Below are 17,924 nucleotides of genomic sequence, written 5' to 3'. Positions count from 1 at the left end.
CATATGATAGCGAATATCCTTCTGTATCATTGCGTTTATGAACCAAGACGACCTCAAAAAACGCGTTGCCCAAGCTGCCAAAGACTATGTCATTGGGGCTATGCCCAAGGGTCAGTATTTGGGGATCGGGACTGGCTCAACCGCTAACTGGTTTATTGATCTACTTGCACCGTACCGCGATCATTTTGCGGGAGTGATCTCAAGTTCACTAGCAAGCACTGAGCGTTTGCTTAAATTGGGCTTTCATGTGGTCGACGCCAACCAATTACCTGATGCGATTGCAAAGCAATCCTACCCCATGCCAATTTATGTGGATGGTGCTGATGAAATTAATCCGCAGGGTCATATGATCAAAGGTGGTGGCGGCGCTTTAACCCGCGAGAAGATTATTGCTAGCATGGCTCAAGACTTTATCTGCATCTGCGATGAGACCAAACTCGTGCAGCAGCTGGGTCACTTTCCTCTCCCGGTAGAAATTATTCCTTTGGCACAAACGGCGGTTACGAAAGCGCTCACTCCATTTGGTGGGCAAGCTCAATTAAGAATGATCAAATCTGGCAAAGCCGAGGGTCAACCCTATCTTACCGATAACAAGGCTTGGATCTTAGATATCCATGGCTTATCCATTGAAGACCCAATCGCTCTTGAAGAAGCAATCAATCAGATCCCAGGCGTGATCAGCGTGGGACTCTTTGCCAAACGCAAGGCCAATGTCCTTTTGCTTGGCAAAGCCGATCAGGTGGAGAGAATTCGGTTTACCTAGTAACTACCAAATTGGTGCCAAGCGAATCTCTTTAGGTAACTTGTGGTGCTTGACTGGGATGAAGTACAGGCGCGCAAAGCTCAGAAAGCCTAGACTGGCGTACCAACCTTGTTGGATGAGTCCAGTGATTCCGCCTTTGGCCTTTGCCTCATAAAACCGATCTGCTACACGATGCAAATAATCCATTTCTTGTCGGAATTTTGGATGATCGGTATCGAGAGTAATGGGAAACACTTGTTTTGAGATCTCAGATGTAATCCGAAATACCTCGTAATCGTATTGGGTTGGATCTAGGCCCATCGCCATCTTTAAAGCAGGGCGGGTGTGATCACGGACATACATCGTGGCATAGACCGATAACAAGAAAAAACGGATCCAATAGATATTGCCTCCTTGCAATAGGCTTGGATTGGCGCGCATGATCAGTGCAAAGGATTCGCCATGCCGAAACTCATCATTGCACCAGCGCTGAAACCAGCGAAAGATTGGATGAAAGCGTTTATCGGGGTTTTTCTCTAACTGCCGAAAGATGGTGATGTACCTTGCATACCCAATCTTCTCTGAGAGGTAAGTGGCATACAAAATGAACTTTGGCTTGAAATAGGTATAAGGCTTATCACGCTTGAGATCACCTAGATTAACTCCTAGCCCAAAGTCTCTCAGGGAGGAATTAATAAAACCAGCATGACGCGATTCATCACGGGCCATATACGTCATCAGCTGCTTGATATCTGGATTGGTGATTTTTCCTCGGATCTCGTTATAGAGCACACAGCCCGAGAACTCAGAGGTCAGTGAGGTGACCAAGAAGTCCAAAAACTCCTTGCGTAATTCTGGGTCGAGTTTGGGCAATAACTCGTCCACTTCTTTAGCAAAATCGGCATCCCGAATAAAGTGATCCTGGTTGTTATCACCCTCATACTCTTTCATCATGATGTCCCACTCGGCACGTACCGGCTCGATATTAATTTGGTTCATATAGTCATGATCGGTGGTGTAAAAGCGGGGACTAATCATGGTGCTTGAGACCGCTTTACGAGCGGCATCTTCAAGAGTATTTATTTCGGTGATGGTGGTCATGAGGCTTTCTCTATGTGAGATTTATGGGTTGATATAGGGATGTTAATTTCCTCAGAAGTGAGGCTTTTGATCTAGATCAAAAACACAGGCGGTCTTTCAAAAAAAGTGTCAACTTTTATGGATTCGCACCGCATAATGCGACCAAGGAATGAAGCAATGAGTTTTGTACTTGATACCATACCGCCAAGCGCTTGTTTAGCTCAACATGAGCAGGAGATCCTCTTTGAGCCAGAACTGCTCAAACGGTTTGATGTGAATGGACCTCGCTACACCTCGTATCCTAGCGCCGATCGATTTCATGAGGGCTATACCGCCAGCAATTACGATCACGCTCTGAAAGCGCTTGCAACAAAAACCGACCCGGTATCGCTTTACTTTCACATCCCGTTTTGCCCCAATATTTGCTATTACTGCGCATGCAACAAGATCATCACGAAGGATCACTCCAAAAGTCGGCGATACATTGAGTACCTCGCGAAAGAAATGGATTTGGTCTTAGCGGCTCTTGGGGGACGCAAGCTCAGCGTCAGTCAGATGCATTGGGGTGGTGGGACACCTACTTTTTTGTCCCATCAGGAAACGCGCGAACTGATGGGCTTCATTCATAATCATTTTGAGCTCTTGCCCGATGGCGAGTATTCGATTGAGATTGATCCGCGACGTGTGAAGGAGGCGGATATCGCCTTATTGGCTGCCTTGGGATTTAACCGTATTAGTCTGGGTGTACAAGATATTGATCCCACGGTCCAGGCGGCCATTCATCGGATTCAAAGCGTGGAAGAGACCCAAGCGGTATTGGATTGGTCGCATCTGTATGGATTTAAATCGCGCAGCATTGATTTGATCTATGGTCTTCCGAAACAAAGTCAGAGTACTTTTGAGAAAACAGTTTCAGCGGTTTTGGCCATGCAACCTGATCGGATCTCTGTCTATAACTATGCCCACCTACCGCATGCATTTAAGCCTCAACGACGGATTTCGGAAGCTGAATTACCGAGCGCCAACGAGAAATTAGCAATTCTGGCCAATACCATTTCTCAGCTCCAAAATGCGGGATATGTGTTCATCGGGATGGACCACTTTGCTAAGCCGAGTGATGAGCTTGCAATTGCTCAGCGCGAAGGGCGATTGCACCGTAATTTTCAGGGCTACTCCACCCAAGCTGAGTGTGATCTGATTGCCCTTGGGGTGTCATCAATCGGCAAAGTAGCCGGTACCTATACCCAGAATCACAAAACCCTTCCTGAGTACTATGCGCAACTGGATCATGGTGTGTTACCAACCTTAAGAGGCATTACCCTGAACGATGATGATCGGATCCGTCGCGATCTCATTGGCGAGTTGATGTGCCAGTTTGAGCTGGACACGAAGGCCTTTGCCAAAAAACATGCAATCGACTTTGCGGATTACTTTGTAGTGGAGCTTGCCGAGCTCGCAAATCTAGAAGGCACCGGTTTAATCGAGAATCAGGGTGGGTACTTAAGAGTGCCGATGCGGGGCCGTCTGTTGGCCCGACGCGTTGCCATGGTATTTGATCGTCACCTACGAGAGTCGCGCTCGCAGGCGAAGTACTCCAAAGTACTTTAAGAACCGTTCGCTGGCGGCACGTAGCCGCTAGCCATATCGGCGCCACCTTCAAAGAAATACTTCTCGACCTGCTTAAGAAGGTATTGACGAGCTCGGGGATCGGCCATATTGAGGCGGTTCTCATTAATGAGCATGGTCTGGTGCTTTAGCCAGCCAGCCCAAGCCTCTTTAGATACCTGATTCCAGATCTTTTTACCAAGATCGCCAGGTAGGGGAGCAAAATCTAAGCCCTCGGCTTCTTTATTGAGCTTAATGCATTGAACCATTCGTGCCATATCAACCTCGATTGAACTAATTGCTTTGATTATAGGCACTCATACCTGAGTTGGTATTGCACCTCTAAATGCGGGGGATTAAATCTTCTTGGTGAGCACCATGGATTTGCGATCCCAGTTGTAGATCTGCTTACGCTCTTCTGGAAGATCGTCAACGGTGGCACGCACAAAGCCGCGCTTGAGGAACCAGTGCTCCGTTCGGGTTGTCAAAACAAATAATTTGTTAATGCCTTCTTGCTTGGCACGTGCTTCAATGCGTTTTAATAGTCGCTCACCATCACCCGAACCCTGGGAGTTGGGGTCGACCACAAGGCAAGCAAGCTCACCCACACCATTCGGAAACGGAAAGAGGGCGGCGCAACCAAATAAGACCTTATCGTGCTCGATGACCGAGAACCTGGCGATATCGCGCTCGATCACGTCCTGACCACGCGCAGCCAAAATGCCCTCTGCTTCGAGTGGCAGCGTGAGTTGCAAAATACCACCCACATCATCTTGCGTTGCCTCACGCAGGTTCTCAATATCGGAGGCGGCCAGCATCATGCCTACTCCATCGTGTGTGAACAATTCTTCGAGTAAAACGCCATCCCGATCGCAGGGTAAGAAATGCGCACGGCTCACACCAGAGCGCACCGCGCGCATGGCCGTGTTCAAGAAGTTGCGCATATTGCTTGGTAGATCAGGGTAGAGCTGGAGGTAGTGCTGAAGTTGGGCAATCGAGAGCTCAGTAACTAGTTGACCTTCCTCATCTTGCAATCCTGGGAATGGCGTTAAGAACATCAGCTTATCGGCTTTCAGAGCTGCAGCAGTAGCGGCAGCCACATCTTCAAACGACAAGTTAAATGCCTGACCGGTGGGTGAGAACCCAAGTGGTGAGAGTAATACCAACTTACCGCTATTGAGGGACATCCGAATCGATTCGGAGTCGACTTTACGGACAAGCCCAGTGAGAAGGTAATCGATCCCATCAACCACACCAATCGGCATGGCCGTAATAAAGTTGCCCGAGATTACTGAGATGCGTGAGCCCGCCATGGGGGTATTGGGTAAACCGCGACTGAACGCAGCCTCAATATCCAGACGCAGTTCACCAGCCGCCTCTTTGACACACTCGAGGGCGGGGGCATCGGTAATCCGATAACTACTCATATGGCCCTTACCAAACTTGCTCTTGATCTTCCGCAGGGACAACTGCTCATCGATTTGGGGGCGAATGCCATGAACCAGGACGATGCGCATGCCCATAGCGTGCAACATGGCGATGTCCTCAATTAAGTTCTCGAGTTGATCGAAGTCCTGGGCTAGCTCACCGGCAAAGGCAATAACAAAGGTTTTCTCACGAAAGGCGTGGATATAGGGCGCTACCTCGCGTAGCCAGCCAACGAAGGGAAAGTGAGCGGAATGGGAGGAGGATGGAAGCGCGGACATAATGCGAAAATTATAGGGTGCAAGCGCGTAGATACCAAATAAATCATGGATGCCAATCCTTACAACTCATGCTTCGGCCTAGACTATGAGCGAGTCAAGCGCGATCGTTTGGCATCCATTGCGGGATAAGCCCATTACCTTCCCAGAGAGTTTGCCGGTCTCCTCGCAGCGCGAGGTGATCGCCAAAGCCTTACTGGCAAGCCCTGTGATCATTGTGTGCGGAGAAACGGGTTCAGGCAAAACCACCCAGCTCCCCAAAATATGCCTGGCCTTGGGTCGAGGCAAAATCCATCAGGGTGGACTAATCGGTCATACGCAGCCGCGTCGTATTGCCGCCACAAGTACCGCCAAACGAATTGCCCAAGAGCTGGGTACACCTTTGGGTGAAGACGTGGGCTATCAGGTGCGCTTTGCCGATCACACCAGTAGCCAAGCATCGATCAAATTAATGACCGATGGGATTTTGTTGGCGGAGACCCAGGCTGATCCTCTCCTTAAAAAGTACGACACCATCATCATTGATGAGGCCCATGAGCGCAGTCTCAATATTGATTTCTTACTTGGGTATCTTAAGCAACTGATCGCCAAGCGACCCGATCTCAAGCTCATCATCACCTCAGCGACGATCGATGCCCAACGGTTTGCCAACCACTTTGCAATCCATGGTCAAGCTGCTCCGGTGATTGAGGTGAGTGGTCGACTCTTTCCGGTGGAGCAACGTTATGCACCATTGCAAGTTGATGGTCAAAGGGAGGCTCTTGAGATCCCCGAAGCAGTTTGCAAAGCAATTGGCGATGTGTGGCGTGAGGGTGCCGCAGGGGCTGGCGATGTCCTGGTATTTTTGCCGGGTGAGCGGGAGATTCGGGAGTGTGCTGAAGCCTTACGCAAAGACCCATTTTTACAACAACGTTTCCATCCAGAGATCCTGAGCCTATTCGCACGGCAAGCAGTGAGTGAACAAGAGCGCGTATTCCAAACCGGCAATGGCCGCCGGATTGTGTTGGCAACTAATGTGGCCGAGACCTCCTTGACCGTGCCGAACATTCGGTATGTGATTGACTCAGGATTAGCGCGCGTGAAGCGTTACTCCTATCGGAATAAGGTTGAACAGCTTCAAGTGGAGCCGATCTCTCAGGCTGCAGCGAACCAACGTGCGGGTCGTTGTGGCCGTGTAGCCGACGGTATCTGCATTCGCCTCTATAGTGAAGTGGATTACCAAGCGCGCGCCGCGTATACCGACCCAGAGATCTTGCGCAGCTCACTCGCCGCCGTGATCCTACGAATGGCCGCGTTGCGCCTACCTAATATTGCGCAATTTCCCTTCATTGATAAACCCTTAGGCCGGGCGATTGTGGATGGTATGCAGCTCTTAGAGGAGCTGGGTGCGATTGAGAACGCAGCCGAGCCAGATGTACAGGGTCAACACCGTGTTCAACTCAGCGCGATTGGCAAGGCTCTCGCTGAGCTACCCTTAGATCCTCGTATCGGGCGGATCTTGCTCGCTGCGCGTGAGCAGCAGGCACTCAAAGAACTCACCATCATTGCTGCAGCCATGGCCTGTCAAGATCCGCGGGAGCGGCCGCTGGAGTTTGCCAGTACAGCTGATCAAGCCCATTTGCAATTTGCTGATGAGCGTTCTGAGTTCCTATCGTTTGTGAAACTGTGGAACTGGTATCAAGAGGCTCTGAAACACAAGCAAAGTAATCGCCAGCTGGAGAATCAATGCCGCAGCCTCTTTCTCTCACCTAGGCGTCTTCGAGAATGGCGCGATGTGCATGGGCAATTGCATGTCTTGCTGGCGGAGAAGGGTTGGAAAGAGAATCAAACCCCAGCAACCTATGAGCAAATCCATACAGCTCTTCTTACTGGGCTTCTTGGCTATATTGGCAAGCGCGACGAAGATGCAAGTGATCAACGGGGCAATAAAGCCGGTGACTATCTCGGGGCTCGGGGTATTCGTTTATTCATTTGGCCGGGATCGAGCCTGGGTAAAAAAGTGGGCGCATGGTTTGTGGCGGGTGAGATTCAAGAGACCACTCGCTTATACGCGAGAACCTTGGCCAAGATCGAGCCTCAATGGATTGAGCGAGTTGCCAAACATCGTCTAGTGAAATCATTGAGCGATCCCTTTTGGGATAAGGAACGCGGCGAGGTCTTAGCTTTTGAGCGAGCCACACTGTATGGCTTACCCGTCTACCATGGTCGACGAGTGGCTTATGCGCCGCACGATGCAAGGGAGGCGCACGCCTTGTTTATTCAGAAAGCCTTAGTCGAAGGGGAGATGTTTGGTAAGGTCGACACCCCAGCTTTGGAGCGTGAGACCCAAGCGGAAGCAAAACGTCGTTACGGTAAATTATTTGCCTTCTTTTGGCACAACCGTCAAATGATTCGGGAAGTGGAGGCGCTAGAACATCGCTCACGCCGCCCTGATGTATTAGTGGACGATGAGTTGCTATGCGCTTTTTATCGCGAACGAATTCCAGAAACGGTCTATAGTCGCAGCGGTCTCCAAGCCTGGCTTGAGGAGGATCGTGCCAAACTGGAGCAAAAAGACCAGAGTCTGCGTCTCCAGAAATCAGACCTGATGCGCCATGAAGCTGCAGGTATTAGCGCTGACCGCTACCCCAAAACAATCGTTATGAATGGTGTGAGCTTGCAAACTAGCTATCACTTTGAACCGGGTAGTCCCAAAGATGGCATTACCTTGATCGTACCCATCACCGTTCTGAATCAGGTCGATGCGATTCAAGCGGAGTGGCTCGTGCCAGGCCTCTGTGTTGAGAAAGTCCAGCTACTTCTGAAGTCCTTGCCACAAAAGATTCGTCGTCATTGCATCCCATTGCCAGAGAGTGCTAAACAATTTGTTCAAGAACACTTAGACAGCAACAGTTTTGGGAAGGGGGATTTGATTGATCGGCTGATGCGCTATATCCGTGACCAGAATCCAATTGAGGTCAAGCGCACCGACTTTCGACCTGAGACCCTACCGGTCCATTGCTTCATGAACTTCCGTTTAATCGATGAGCATGGTCGACAGCTAGAGTTAGAGCGTAACTTAAATCGCTTACGTAGCGAGTATGGTGCGATAGCGCGTGACGCCTTCCAGAGCCTTGCTGATGCCAATATAAGAACGGTACAAACGGATCAAGCACAGGCATTACCCATTCAGAAGGGCAGTTATCAGGCTTGGGATTTTGGTGAGCTAGCGCAGACCGTCACCATGACACGTGGAAACCAAACCATCCAGGGCTATCCGGCATTAGTGGATCGTAAGACAGCGGTAGAGCTGGAGGTATTTGATGACCCAGCGGAGGCGAAACGAATCCACCGCCAGGGTTTATGCCGACTATATAGCCTGGTCTTAAAAGAGCATACCAAGGCTTTGCATAAACAATTACAGCATGCGCGTGACATCGGTTTACTCTTTATTCAATTAGGATCAGTCGAGGAGCTCATTGAGAACATTGGCATGATGGCGATTGAGCGTGCCATGTTGCAAAACCAATATCCCACCAACAAAGCGCAGTTTGAAGAATCACTAAAACAAGGCAAACCCCGCCTCATGCTCATTGCTGGTGAGATCGCGAAACACGTGTTAACCAGCCTGCAAGAGTATGCCGAGTTGCATAAGAAATTAATTGCTGCCAAAGCCTTATCAAGTAGCGCCTATGAAGACATGCGCTCGCAATTGCAGGGATTGATTCATGCGCAGTTTGTGAAGCAAATACCTTATGAGCATTTGGTGCACATACCACGCTACCTGAAGGCCATTGGGCTAAGGATTGAAAAACTGCGTAGTAATGCTAGCCGCGACGCTCAAAACCAGCGCGATTGGGAGTCCGTTGCCAGGCCTTGGCAGAGGATGATGCAAGAGAGTAAAAGCATGGCTGGAATGAATGATGAGCACGATGCGCGCTTGCGTGAGTTCCGGTGGCAGCTTGAGGAGTTACGGGTTGCCTTATTTGCCCAAGAACTCAAGACCCCTATGCCAATGTCGGTCAAGCGCCTCGAAAAGGTCTTAGCCAGTCTGCGCTAATAAGCCCAGAGTTCTTAGGCCTTTGGGCACTTTGGATGCGGCAAGTAGGGCCTTACAATCACGCTATGCAAATTATTCAACGAATCTCAACCATTGCAGCAGCCTCGCTGCTATGGATTTCAGTCGCACTTGCCGCCCCCACTGAACCCAAACTCGCAATTGTGTTGAACTCTGGTGAGGCAACCGTGAGCCTCATCGATATGCAAACCCGCAAGGTGACCAAAACCTTTTATGTTGGCAAAGAGCCGCATCATTTGATGATGACCCCGGATGAGAAAACTCTCTTGGTCGCCAATGCGGTGGGCGATGACATTGCCTTGCTGAATCCATTAACCGGTGAGATTACTGGACGGATCCCCAAAATTATCGATCCTTATCAGATTGGCTATTCGCCTAACAATAAATGGTTTGTGGCCGCTGCCAATCGTTTAGACCGTGTTGATGTCTACGCTGCCAATGGTGCCGACTTTAAGTTGGCTAAATCAATTCCTGCAGCCAAGACCCCTAGTCACATCGCGTTTACTGCCGATAGCAAACTGGCATTTGTGACCTTGCAAGATTCGGCTGAGGTAGTGGCGATTGATTTGGATAAGCAGGTGATCGTCTGGCGGATGCGCACCGGACCGGTTCCTGCCGGCTTGTGGATGACGCCCAATGATCAGTACTTATTAGTCGGCATTACTGGGGCAGATTATGTGCAGGTGATTGATTGGCGCAACCAAAAAGAGATTAAACGTATCAAGACAGGCAACGGAGCGCATAACTTTCGGCCAATGGGTGACAAGAAGCATGTGTTTGTCACCAATCGTGTAGCGAACTCGATTAGCCTATTGAATATGCAAACCCTTGAGAAGGTCGGTGATATCACAGGACTTCCCGCAGGACCGGACGATATGGAATTAACCCCGGATGGTAAAACCTTGTGGGTCACCCTGCGCTTCTCAAAACGAGTGGGCGTGATCGATGTGCCCTCCATGAAGCTGATTGATGTGATTCCGGTGGGGCGCTCTCCACACGGTGTCTTTTTCTATCCCCGCGCTAAGTGGGAGTAGGGTGTCTCGCATGCGCATGATTCGGTATCCACTCATCATCGCATGCATTCTCTTGAGCCAAGTCGTGTCTGCACAATCCAGTGCTTGTAAAAATACGGCTTACCTCACGTTTGATACTGGCAATATGGCGGTTGCCGAGTACATTGCCAAAGTACTCAAGCAACAGAACATTAAAGCCACTTTCTTCTTAGCCAATGAGAAAACCAAACAGGGCGGCTATTCATTGGATGATTCATGGAAGGGCTATTGGCAAGCCAGACTTCAAGAGGGTCATCGCTTTGGTAGCCACACCTACGATCACAGCTATTGGGTCCAAGATGTTGGTGAGAGTGATGTGATGTTAAGACCCCAGTTTGGCAAAAATGCTGGCAAAGCGATTCGTTTTGATCAAGCGCAACTTTGCCAAGAAATTTCCAGAGTGAGCACCCGTTTTCAGGAGCTTACAGGTAAGCCGATTGATCTGATCTGGCGTGCGCCGGGCGGTAAGACCTCACCTCGACTAATTGCCATGGGTGAGCGGTGTGGCTATCGCCATATTGGTTGGTCCCCCAGCGGCTTTCTGGGTGATGAGTTGGACTCTAAGCGTTTTCCAAACACAAAGTTACTGGAGCAGGCCAGTCGGGGGCTTAAGAATGGCGATATTGCCATTGCTCATCTGGGGATTTGGTCCCGCGAGGATCCATGGGCGCCTGCGGTTCTGGAGCCGCTCATTGAGAACTGGAAGAAACGCGGCTTCTGCTTCGCCTTAATCCCGAATTGACGATAATAGGGGCATGAGCCTGATTCAATCGATTCAAGACGCTTACGCCGATTTGCATACCTGGTTGTATACGCAGATGGTCGAACCTATTTTGTTCCGAGCCGGTGCGATGGCATGGGCGGAAGATCTGTTTGACGGTACCGAATGGTTTATGTTGGGTGTGATTCAGATTCTGATCATTGCCATTGTGTTTCGGACCTGGGAGCGTATCAACCCTGCTGAATCTCAGAACAATGCAAGACCGTATGTGCGGACGGATATTCTCTATACCCTGATTCACCGCCTTGGTTTATTCCATGGGGCATTCTTTATCTTGTTCTCAAGCCTGTTTTTCTACCTCTCGGGTGTCTTGCACGATTGGCGCTTTGAGCGTTTTAATGTCGAGGGCTGGATCCCCGGTGTAACCACGATCCCCATCATCAGTTTTCTGATCTATCTGATCATTCTCGATTTCATTGATTATTGGTATCACCGCGCTTCGCATCGCTTTCATTGGTGGTGGCAGTTACACGCCTTACACCATAGCCAAACACGCATGACTGCATGGTCTGATGATCGCAATCACATCATCGATGATGTGATGCGTGCCATGGTCTTTGCTTTCTTTGCCCTGATCTTTGGTGTACCGCCTGGGCAATTTATCTTTTTGGTAGTGGTCGGACAGTTGGTGCAAAGCTGGCAACATGCCAATCTGAAGATTGATCTTGGCCCCGCAAAGTATCTATTGGTATCACCCATGTTTCATCGCTATCACCACGCGGTCGGTTATGGCCATGATGCGCCGGGTAAGCCTGGCGTATTGGGAGGTTGTAATTTTGGGGTGTTATTTCCGTGGTGGGATATGTTGTTTGGTACTGCGGTGTTTGAGAAGCGCGTTTTTCCAACGGGTGTTCGTAATCTTGAAGTATCAAATAATCTTTTGGTACAGCAATGGCAGGGCTTCACACACTCCTTGCGATACCTGTTGAATCTACCCCGGTCAACAGAGACCAAATCCAAATCGATCAGCTAAGTAGATGAAGGAGCACGATTGTCTGAGTTAATTCGTTCACTGGGCCTCGCATTGGTTGGGACCATGCACCCAAAAATGCTGTGGTTGAGCTTTCGGCCATTTCTAATTGTGTCGATCTTCTGGGGGGTCGTGATTTGGTTGATCTGGTCGCCTGCGCTGGAGATGTTGCGTACCTTCTTAACCGCATCGATCTTTACCAGCTGGATTCAATCGGGACTTGAGTACGTTGGCTTTGATGAGGCACGCGCTTGGATTGCACCTCTATTTTTAGTGATCCTATTGATCCCGCTGATTGCAATTAGTCTCTTGGTTTTTATTGCCTTCTCGACCGTTCCTGCTGTAGTGGATTCGGTCGCGAAACAAAAAGCCTACGAAGGAATCATGCGAATCAAGGGCGGTAGCTTGGTTGGCAGCTTCTTTTATACCCTGTGGTCCGCACTGATTTGCTTGGCTTTGGTGATGCTGACCCTACCGGTATGGTGGATCCCCCCATTGTTTGCGATTTTGCCACCGCTCTTGTGGGGCTGGTTAACGATGCGTTTGATGGCCTATGATGTTTTACTAGATCACGCAACATCAGAAGAGCGCAATCAATTACTGGAGGAGCATCGCTGGACTCTCTTGGGAATGGGAGTAGTGGCTGGGATGATTGGCGCAGTTCCTACATTCTTTTGGGCCACCTCGGTATTGGCTTTAGTCCTCTTTCCATTTGTATCCTTTGTGGCACTGTGGATCTACTCACTCATCTTTATCTTCTCCGCTCTTTGGTTTAGCCATTTCTTATTGCATGCGCTCAAGCAATTACGTCAGAAGGAGCAATTGAACACGATTGATACCTCGGCAACCTTGATCGCTAATCCATCGAATCCAGGAGTAATTGATGGCTAAGGAGCGTCGTTTTGGCTTAATCGTCATTGGAGATGAGATTCTGTCGGGGCGTCGCAGTGATAAGCATCTGAGCAAGATGATTGAGTTACTCAGTGAGCGGGGTATGCATTTGTCATGGGCTCGTTATGTGGCGGACGACCCCAATCACATTACCCAAACCCTTAAAGAAACCTTTGCAAGTGGCGATGTGGTCTTTAGTACTGGTGGTATTGGCGCAACACCGGATGACCATACGCGTCTAGCCGCTGCTCGCGCTTTAGGGGTTGAACTTGCTTTGCATCCGCAGGCCAAAGAGCTGATTACCGCGCGCATTATTGCCAGCGCCGAGGGCGATCCCATCAAAGCTGATCTCAATCGCCCTGAGAACCAGCATCGCTTTAAGATGGGTGAGTTTCCAGTGGGCAGCGAGATTATTCCTAATCCGTACAACCAGATTCCGGGATTTCGGATCCGTGAGCACCATTTCTTTCCAGGATTTCCAGTAATGGCTGCGCCGATGATGGCCTGGTGTTTGGATGAACATTACCGTGATCATTTTCATCAAACGAACTGGTTAGAGCAAAGTTTCATTGTTCCTAGTGGTATCGAATCGACCTTAACCCCACTCATGGAATCCATTGAGTCTGAATTTCAAGGGATTAAAGTGTTTAGCTTGCCTTCGGTGGGTGATCCGATTCGGGGTGGCGTGTTTGCCAAGCGCCATATTGAGTTGGGGGTGAAGGGTGATGCAGATATCGTGCCAATGGCCCTTGAAAAGCTCAAATCAGGCACAACTGACCTTGGTTTTGAGGTCTTTATTCACCAATAAATCCACTTTATTGCACCCAAATAGTGCAATATTGGCTTAAATCGAAATTTATTCACCAAAGTAGTGCAAAATGTCAAAATCGTGCAATCCTGCACGAGTACAGTTCATCCTATGTATTAAATCGGAATTGGCATGGTTAAAACCATGTTGTTGAAAAACGCATTATCTATTCATTGAGGAGAGTTGCATGACCAAAACTGTCGCAGACGTAATGAAATTAGTCAAAGAAAAGGAATGTACTTTTGTGGACTTCCGCTTTGTGGATACCAAGGGAAAAGAGCAGCATGTATCGGTTCCTATCTCCGCATTCAATGAAGATAAATTTGAGAGTGGTCATGCGTTCGATGGTTCATCGATTGCTGGATGGAAGGGTATTGAGGCGTCGGACATGTTGCTCATGCCAGACCCAACCGCAGCGTATGTCGATCCCTTCTATGAAGAGCCAACCTTGGTTCTCACCTGTGATGTGATCGAGCCATCCGATGGTAAGGGCTATGATCGCGACCCACGTTCGATTGCTAAGCGCGCTGAAGCGTATTTGAAGAGCTCCGGTTTAGGAGATACGGCTTACTTTGGTCCAGAGCCAGAGTTCTTTGTATTTGATGGCGTGCAATGGAATGTCGACATGCAAGGTTGCTTCGTAAAGATCAATTCTGAAGAGGCACCATGGTCATCGGGTGCTGATATTGAAGGTGGTAACACGGGTCATCGTCCTGGTAAGAAGGGTGGTTATTTCCCCGTTGCACCTGTTGATACTTTCCAAGACATGCGCTCCGAGATGTGCTTGATTCTTGAGTCCTTGGGCATTCCCGTGGAAGTGCATCACCATGAAGTTGCGGGTCAAGGCCAAAATGAATTGGGTACCAAGTTCAGCACGCTCGTACAACGCGCCGATTGGACCATTTGGCAAAAGTATGTCGTCCAGAACGTAGCGCACGCCTATGGCAAGACCGCAACCTTTATGCCAAAGCCAGTGGTTGGTGATAACGGCTCAGGCATGCACGTGCATCAGTCGGTCTGGAAAAACGGTGAGAACCTTTTTGCAGGTAATGGCTACTCGGGATTGTCTGAGTTCGCGCTTTATTACATTGGCGGCATCATCAAGCACGCTCGTGCACTCAATGCGATTACCAACCCAGGTACAAACTCCTATAAGCGTTTAGTTCCAGGCTTTGAGGCCCCTGTGAAGTTGGCATACTCAGCACGTAACCGCTCGGCATCGATTCGTATTCCATACGTTGCTAATCCAAAAGGTCGCCGGATTGAGACCCGTTTCCCTGATCCATTAGCAAATCCATACTTGGCATTCTCTGCCTTGTTGATGGCAGGCCTGGACGGTGTACAGAACAAGATTCATCCAGGTGAAGCAGCTGATAAGAACCTCTATGATTTGCCACCTGAAGAAGATGCCAAGATCCCAACCGTGTGCCATAGCTTGGATCAAGCTCTGGAGTGCTTGGATAAGGATCGCGAGTTCTTGACTCGTGGTGGCGTGTTCACAAATTCGATGCTCGATGCTTACATTGATCTGAAGATGGAAGAGGTCACCCGCTTCAGAATGACCACGCATCCGATCGAGTTTGATATGTATTACTCGCTGTAATTATTTGATTGGTTGCGCGCGCTATGTTGCGTAATCCATTAAGTAAAGGGGCGGTTACTGGTTCGCCAGTCGCTGCCCCTTTTGTTTCCAGCATGCTCGACCAAATGCCAAACTCGGTATTGGTGTTTGTGGGCGCCACAAAAGATTTAGCCTATGCCAACGCTGCTGCCGAAGCATCCTTGGATTTATCCCGCAAGAGCTTACAAGGCTTAACCCTGTATGACCTCTTTGGCGATAACCAATCCTTAAATCACATGATTGATGAGGTCTTTGCAGGCCGCGCTGCGGCTCAGCGCCAAGAGTTAGTGTTGTACTCGGTTCCTGGAAAAATCTATCGTGAGCCACTTGCAGTGCATGTGGTGATTGCAATGTTAGAAGATCCAACGCTCATGATGATGGAGTGGTTCCCGATCGATCAACAATTACGTAGTGAGCGTGACGAGCGCGTCTCGCATCAAGTTGAAGCCAATAAACAACTCATGCGTAACCTTGCGCACGAGATCAAAAATCCCCTCGGTGGCATTCGAGGGGCTGCTCAACTTTTAGAGTTTGAGTTACCCGAGAAGGGCCTGCGCGAGTACACCCAGGTCATTATTAAAGAGTCAGATCGCCTACAAACCCTCGTGGATCGTTTACTAGCGCCGCATCGCAAAGCCCATGCGATGGAGCCGCTTAATATTCATGAGGTTTTGGAGCGCATTCGTAGCCTGGTATTAGCTGAGTTCCCCCAAGGCTTGAAGATTATTCGGAACTACGACACCAGCTTGCCCGATATATTAGGCGATCAGGAGCAGCTGATTCAAGCGGTCCTCAATATTGTGCACAACGCTGCGCAAGCCTTGGCTGATGAAATTCGCCGTGGGACCGCCCAGATTGAATTACGAACCCGCGTCGCACGCTCGGTCACGATTGCGAAGCAACGTCATAAATTAGCCTTGGATCTGCATGTGATTGATAACGGTCCTGGTATCCCCGATGAGATTCGGGAGCGGATCTTTTTTCCCTTAGTCTCGGGACGCGAGGGCGGTAGTGGCCTAGGTCTAACTCTTGCACAAACTTTTGTACAGCAGCATCAGGGTTTTATTGCCTGCGAGAGTCGTCCAGGTTATACAGATTTTCATATACAGATTCCTTATCGGAAGCAGGAGATAGCGGTATGAACAAACCAATCTGGATCGTGGATGACGATCAATCCATTCGCTGGGTCCTCGAGAAGGCACTAAGTCGCGAGAAGATACCGCATCGTAGCTTCAGCAATCCCAATGACGTGCTCAATGCCCTTGAAAAAGAATCCCCAGAGGTATTGATCTCCGATATCCGTATGCCTCGTGGCAATGGCATTGATTTGTTACAGCATGTGAAGGCGAGCCACCCGCATTTGCCAGTCATCATTATGACCGCCTATTCAGACCTCGAGTCAGCGGTTTCATCGTTTCAGAGTGGGGCGTTTGAGTATCTCACCAAACCATTTGATATCGATAAGGCTGTGGAGTTGATTCATCGTGCGGTTAGTGAAGGCAAGCGCTCACCAGGACCCAATAAAGAATCCAATGCATGGCTTCAAGAGGCCCCAGAGATCATTGGTCAAGCGCCAGCTATGCAAGAGGTCTTTCGAGCCATCGGACGTTTATCCCAATCGCAAGTCACGGTGCTGATTACAGGTGAGTCTGGAACGGGTAAAGAGTTGGTGGCGCACGCACTGCATAAACACAGCCCACGGGCCAAGGGACCATTTATCGCCTTGAACACCGCAGCTATTCCCAAAGACCTTCTTGAGTCCGAGTTATTTGGCCATGAGCGCGGCGCATTTACCGGTGCGCAAGCACTGCGGCGTGGACGTTTTGAGCAGGCTGAGGGCGGCACACTCTTCTTAGATGAGATCGGTGATATGCCATTTGATTTGCAAACTCGGCTCTTAAGGGTGTTATCCGATGGTCATTACTACCGCGTGGGTGGGCATGATCCGATTCGGGCGAACGTGCGCATTATTGCTGCGACCCATCAGAACCTAGAGGCAAGAGTGGCGCAAGGACTATTCCGGGAAGATCTATTGCATCGCTTAAATGTGATTCGGATCCGTTTGCCCGCTTTACGCGAGCGCTCGGAGGATATTCCTGCACTCGCACGTCACTTCATGATCTCCAGTGCGAAGTCTTTAGGGGTTGAGGCAAAGCGCCTATCAGACGAGGCCATTAAAGCGATTAGCCAAATGTCTTTTCCCGGAAACGTCCGCCAACTCGAGAACCTTTGCCACTGGATGACCGTGATGTCACCCTCCACCATTGTTGGGGTTCATGATCTCCCCGAGGATTTGCTGCAATCGGCCAATCCACCTGCTGCAAGCGCAAGTTCATCAGTAGCTACTTCCATACCAAGCCTAGAGTCGAGCATTGGTCAGAGGGGCGGGGATTGGGAGAGTAACTTACATCGCTTGGCGGTCAAGATGCTGCAAGAAAACCAAGACGAGGTATTTGATTCTCTCTTAGCTAGGTTTGAGCGCTCGGTCTTAAGTGCGGCGCTTGAGGTCACGCGCGGCCGTAAGGTAGAGGCAGCAACCCGCTTGGGGATTGGACGCAATACGATCACTCGCAAACTGCAAGAGTTGCAGATCGAAGCCTAAGTCAACATCGCT

General features: G+C 49.7%; 14 protein-coding genes. 11 read left to right on the top strand and 3 right to left on the bottom strand.

Going from position 1 to position 17,924, the window contains the following annotated elements:
• Positions 1–37: 37 nt before the first annotated feature.
• Positions 38–763, top strand: coding sequence for a ribose-5-phosphate isomerase RpiA (rpiA, locus tag QUE66_RS05315; protein ID WP_286223049.1), 726 nt, complete (start codon positions 38–40; stop codon positions 761–763).
• Between the two features lie 3 nt (positions 764–766).
• Here rpiA and acsF read toward each other — a convergent pair whose 3' ends face one another.
• Positions 767–1,843, bottom strand: coding sequence for a magnesium-protoporphyrin IX monomethyl ester (oxidative) cyclase (gene acsF, locus QUE66_RS05310; protein WP_286223048.1), 1,077 nt, complete (start codon positions 1,841–1,843; stop codon positions 767–769).
• 156 nt (positions 1,844–1,999) lie between these two features.
• On the opposite strand from acsF, the gene hemN reads away from it, so the two are divergent.
• Positions 2,000–3,430: an oxygen-independent coproporphyrinogen III oxidase gene (gene hemN / locus QUE66_RS05305; RefSeq protein ID WP_286223047.1), complete on the top strand. Its 1,431-nt coding sequence runs from the start codon at positions 2,000–2,002 to the stop codon at positions 3,428–3,430.
• On the opposite strand, the gene QUE66_RS05300 is transcribed toward hemN, so the two are convergent.
• The gene (locus QUE66_RS05300; RefSeq protein WP_286223046.1) at positions 3,427–3,705 is read right to left on the bottom strand and encodes an oxidative damage protection protein; all 279 of its coding nucleotides are present in this window, start codon (positions 3,703–3,705) and stop codon (positions 3,427–3,429) included. The genes hemN and QUE66_RS05300 overlap by 4 nt on opposite strands.
• A 78-nt stretch (positions 3,706–3,783) precedes the next feature.
• Positions 3,784–5,133: an amino-acid N-acetyltransferase gene (argA, locus tag QUE66_RS05295; RefSeq protein WP_286223045.1), complete on the bottom strand. Its 1,350-nt coding sequence runs from the start codon at positions 5,131–5,133 to the stop codon at positions 3,784–3,786.
• An 85-nt stretch (positions 5,134–5,218) separates the two neighbouring features.
• Between argA and hrpA the strand changes: the two genes are divergently transcribed.
• The 9 genes from hrpA (at position 5,219) to ntrC (ending at position 17,912) form a co-directional block, all read left to right on the top strand.
• Positions 5,219–9,169 (top strand): ATP-dependent RNA helicase HrpA, encoded by a 3,951-nt coding sequence (gene hrpA, locus QUE66_RS05290; RefSeq protein WP_286223044.1) that lies wholly within the window; start codon positions 5,219–5,221, stop codon positions 9,167–9,169.
• Positions 9,170–9,234: 65 nt separating this feature from the next.
• Positions 9,235–10,221, top strand: a complete 987-nt coding sequence (locus QUE66_RS05285; protein ID WP_286223043.1) for a YVTN family beta-propeller repeat protein — start codon at positions 9,235–9,237, stop codon at positions 10,219–10,221.
• A gap of 10 nt (positions 10,222–10,231) precedes the next feature.
• Positions 10,232–10,981: a polysaccharide deacetylase family protein gene (locus QUE66_RS05280; RefSeq protein WP_286223042.1), complete on the top strand. Its 750-nt coding sequence runs from the start codon at positions 10,232–10,234 to the stop codon at positions 10,979–10,981.
• 19 nt (positions 10,982–11,000) lie between these two features.
• Entirely contained in the window at positions 11,001–11,993 is a 993-nt protein-coding gene (locus QUE66_RS05275; RefSeq protein WP_458574888.1) for a sterol desaturase family protein, read from the top strand.
• A gap of 18 nt (positions 11,994–12,011) precedes the next feature.
• Positions 12,012–12,881, top strand: coding sequence for an EI24 domain-containing protein (locus QUE66_RS05270; RefSeq protein WP_286223040.1), 870 nt, complete (start codon positions 12,012–12,014; stop codon positions 12,879–12,881).
• A complete protein-coding gene (locus tag QUE66_RS05265; protein ID WP_286223039.1) occupies positions 12,874–13,689 on the top strand; it encodes a competence/damage-inducible protein A in 816 nt (271 codons plus the stop codon). The genes QUE66_RS05270 and QUE66_RS05265 overlap by 8 nt, the downstream gene beginning before the upstream one ends.
• Positions 13,690–13,876: 187 nt before the next feature.
• Complete coding sequence (gene glnA / locus QUE66_RS05260; protein WP_108508496.1) at positions 13,877–15,292, top strand: type I glutamate--ammonia ligase; 1,416 nt, start codon at positions 13,877–13,879, stop codon at positions 15,290–15,292.
• A 23-nt stretch (positions 15,293–15,315) separates the two neighbouring features.
• Positions 15,316–16,452 carry a nitrogen regulation protein NR(II) gene (gene glnL, locus QUE66_RS05255; RefSeq protein WP_286223038.1) on the top strand — a complete coding sequence of 379 codons (1,137 nt, stop codon included), beginning with the start codon at positions 15,316–15,318 and terminating at the stop codon, positions 16,450–16,452.
• Positions 16,449–17,912: a nitrogen regulation protein NR(I) gene (ntrC, locus tag QUE66_RS05250; protein WP_286223037.1), complete on the top strand. Its 1,464-nt coding sequence runs from the start codon at positions 16,449–16,451 to the stop codon at positions 17,910–17,912. The genes glnL and ntrC overlap by 4 nt, the downstream gene beginning before the upstream one ends.
• The last annotated feature ends 12 nt before the right edge of the window (positions 17,913–17,924 follow it).

Source organism: Polynucleobacter sp. HIN6, assembly GCF_030297575.1.
Taxonomy (GTDB): Bacteria; Pseudomonadota; Gammaproteobacteria; order Burkholderiales; family Burkholderiaceae; genus Polynucleobacter.
Note: the sequence above shows the minus strand (reverse complement) of the source record. Positions and strands in the feature narration are given on the sequence as shown.